Genomic DNA, 3,741 nt, shown 5'->3' with positions numbered 1-3,741 from the left:
TCCGTCCTTCTCCGGCTTCAGGGTGCGGTAGTTGATCGTCTCCGGCTTCTTGACCTCACCGTGCGACCACTGGCGGATGTCATCCGCGGTGGCGAGACCGATGCGCAGTTCGTCGAAGAAGTTGACGTCCAGCAAGACTGTCGCCTGCTCTCTCTTTCTCGGTCGGGACGCTGGAGTCGGATGGAGCCGCCGGAGGCCTCGCCGCCCATCAGGGCGGGGGCGTCGGACCCCCGGCGTCCGTCAGACCTCCTCGACGCTGCTCGGCTCGCGCCGGGACAGGTCGATCCCGAGTTCCTCCGCCGCACGGAAGACGTCCTCGTCGGTGTCACGCATCTCGATCTGCACGCCATCGCTGGAGAGCACCTCGACGTTGAGGCACAGCGACTGCATCTCCTTGATGAGCACCTTGAACGACTCCGGGATACCGGGCTCCGGAATGTTCTCGCCCTTGACGATCGCCTCGTAGACCTTGACCCGGCCCACGACGTCGTCGGACTTGATGGTCAGCAGTTCCTGCAGGGCGTAGGCGGCGCCGTATGCCTCCAGCGCCCACACCTCCATCTCGCCGAACCGCTGGCCACCGAACTGCGCCTTACCACCCAGGGGCTGCTGGGTGATCATTGAGTAGGGACCGGTCGACCGGGCGTGGATCTTGTCGTCGACCAGGTGCAGCAACTTGAGGATGTAGATGTAGCCGACCGCCACCGGGTAGGGATACAGCTCACCGGTCCGGCCGTCGAACAGCTTGGCCTTGCCGGAGGAGCCGATCAGCTGGACGCCGTCGCGGTTGGGCAGGGTGGAGTCGAGCAGGCCGGTGATCTCCTCCTCGCGAGCACCGTCGAAGACGGGGGTCGCCACGTTGGTGCCGGCCGGGGCGGCGTCCGCGCCGATGCCGCGCAGCCGCTCCTTCCAGTCCTCGGTGCCGGAGTCGACCTGCCAGCCGGTCTTGGCAACCCACCCGAGGTGGGTCTCCAGGATCTGGCCGAGGTTCATCCGGCGCGGCACGCCGTGCGGGTTGAGCACGACGTCGACGGCGGTGCCGTCCTCGAGGAAGGGCATGTCCTCGACGGGCAGGATCTTGGCGATGACACCCTTGTTGCCGTGCCGGCCGGCAAGCTTGTCCCCGTCGGTGATCTTCCGCTTCTGGGCGACGTAGACCCGGACCAGCTCGTTGACCCCGGGCGGGAGCTCGTCGCCGTCCTCGCGGGAGAACACCCGCACGCCGATGACCTTGCCGGACTCACCGTGCGGCACCTTCAGCGAGGTGTCACGGACCTCCCGGGCCTTCTCCCCGAAGATCGCGCGCAACAGGCGCTCCTCGGGGGTCAGCTCGGTCTCGCCCTTGGGTGTGACCTTGCCGACCAGGACGTCGCCGGGCGAGACCTCGGCGCCGATCCGGATGATCCCCCGCTCGTCGAGGTCGGCGAGAACCTCCTCGGCGACGTTCGGGATGTCCCGGGTGATCTCCTCCGGGCCGAGCTTGGTGTCGCGGGCGTCGACCTCGTGCTCCTCGATGTGGGTCGAGGACAGCACGTCGTCCTGGACGAGACGCTGGGACAGGATGATCGCATCCTCGTAGTTGTGCCCCTCCCACGGCATGAAGGCGACCAGCAGGTTCTTGCCGAGCGCCATCTCACCGTTGTCGGTGCACGGGCCGTCCGCGATGACCTGGCCAGCCTCGACCCGGTCGCCCTCGTTCACGATCGGCTTCTGGTTGATGCAGGTGCCCTGGTTCGACCGGCGGAACTTCGCCAGCCGGTAGGTGCGCCGGGTGCCGTCGTCGTGCATGACAGTGATGTAGTCGGCCGAGAGATCCTCGACCACCCCCGCCTGGGCGCAGACGACCACGTCGCCGGCATCCTTGGCCGCGCGGGCCTCCATCCCGGTGCCGACCAGCGGCGCCTCGGAGCGCAGCAGCGGCACCGACTGGCGCTGCATGTTGGAGCCCATGAGCGCGCGGTTGGCGTCGTCGTGCTCGAGGAACGGGATCATGGCAGTGGCCACGGAGACCATCTGACGGGTCGAAACGTCCATGTAGTCGACCTCATCCGGCGGGATGAACTCGACCTCACCGCCCTTGCGGCGGACCAGGACACGGTCCTCCGCGAACGTTCCGTCCGGCCGTAGCGGCGCGTTCGCCTGCGCCTTGACGTGCCGGTCCTCCTCATCGGCGGTCAGGTAGTCGATCTCGTCGGTGACGCGGCCGTCCACGACCTTGCGGTACGGCGTCTCAACGAAGCCGAACGGGTTGATCCGGGCGAACGTCGACAGCGAGCCGATCAGACCGATGTTCGGGCCTTCCGGCGTCTCGATCGGGCACATCCGGCCGTAGTGGCTGGGGTGCACGTCGCGAACCTCGAAGCCCGCCCGCTCTCGAGAAAGGCCGCCTGGGCCAAGTGCGTTCATCCGACGCTTGTGAGTCAGACCAGCCAACGGGTTCGTCTGGTCCATGAACTGCGAGAGCTGACTGGTGCCGAAGAACTCCTTGATGGAGGCGACGACCGGCCGGATGTTGATCAGGGTCTGCGGCGTGATCGCCTCGACATCCTGCGTAGTCATCCGCTCGCGGACGACCCGCTCCATCCGGGCAAGTCCCAGCCGGACCTGGTTCTGGATCTGCTCGCCGACCGAGCGCAGGCGACGGTTGCCGAAGTGGTCGATGTCGTCGACCTCGTACTCGGCCGGATCGGCGCCCGCGTGCAGCTTGACGACGTACTCGATGGTGCGGACGATGTCGTTCTCGGTGAGAACGCCGATGTCGTGAGCAACGTCGAGGGAGAGCTTCTTGTTGACCTTGTAGCGACCGACCTTGGCGAGGTCGTAACGCTTCGGGTTGAAAAAGAGGTTCTCCAGCAGGGTCTGCGCCGACTCCCGTGTCGGCGGCTCACCCGGGCGCAGTTTGCGGTAGATGTCGAGCAGCGCATCGTCCTGGCCGGCGGTGTGGTCCTTCTCCAGGGTGATGCGCATCGACGGGAAGTCACCGAACCGCTCGAGGATGCGGGCCTCGTCCCAGCCGAGCGCCTTGAGCAGCACCGTGACGGACTGACGGCGCTTGCGGTCGATCCGCACGCCCACGGTGTCGCGCTTGTCGATCTCGAACTCCAGCCAGGCTCCCCGGGAGGGGATCACCTTGCAGGAGTACAGGTCCTTGTCGGAGGTCTTGTCGAGGCTGCGCTCGAAGTAGACCCCCGGGGAGCGCACGAGCTGGCTGACCACCACGCGCTCAGTGCCATTGATGACGAAGGTGCCCTTCGGGGTCATGAGCGGGAAGTCACCCATGAACACCGTCTGGCTCTTGATCTCGCCGGTGGTGTTGTTGGTGAACTCGGCCGTGACGAACAGCGGGGCCGAGAAGGTCATGTCCTTGTCCTTGCACTCCTCCACGGAGTACTTGGGCGGTTCGAACCGGTGGTCCCGAAAGGACAGTGACATCGAGCCGGAGAAGTCCTCGATCGGGGAGATCTCCTCGAAGACCTCCTCGAGACCCGAGGTGATCGGAACGTCGTCACGGCCGGAATCGATGGCCTCCTGCACCCGCTCCGCCCAGGCGTCACTACCGATCAGCCAATCGAAGGACTGCGTCTGAAGAGCAAGGAGATCCGGGACCTCGAGGGGCTCGATGATCTTAGCGAACGAGATGCGGGAAGAAGAGCGCGAGGCGGCCAAGGTGGTCCTTCCGGTGGCCTGATCGTCGGGCTGGCGTCGCGGACGTCAAGTATCCGTCGGGGAATGGTCAGGTGA

General features: G+C 66.2%; 1 protein-coding gene. It reads right to left on the bottom strand.

The genetic code is table 11. The features are described 5' to 3' along the window. Positions 1–240: 240 nt before the first annotated feature. Positions 241–3,666, bottom strand: coding sequence for a DNA-directed RNA polymerase subunit beta (gene rpoB / locus ACY45C_RS00370; RefSeq protein WP_462185682.1), 3,426 nt, complete (start codon positions 3,664–3,666; stop codon positions 241–243). Positions 3,667–3,741: the final 75 nt, after the last annotated feature.

It is taken from the genome of Frankia sp. CcWB2 (genome assembly GCF_977927585.1).
Note: the sequence above shows the minus strand (reverse complement) of the source record. Positions and strands in the feature narration are given on the sequence as shown.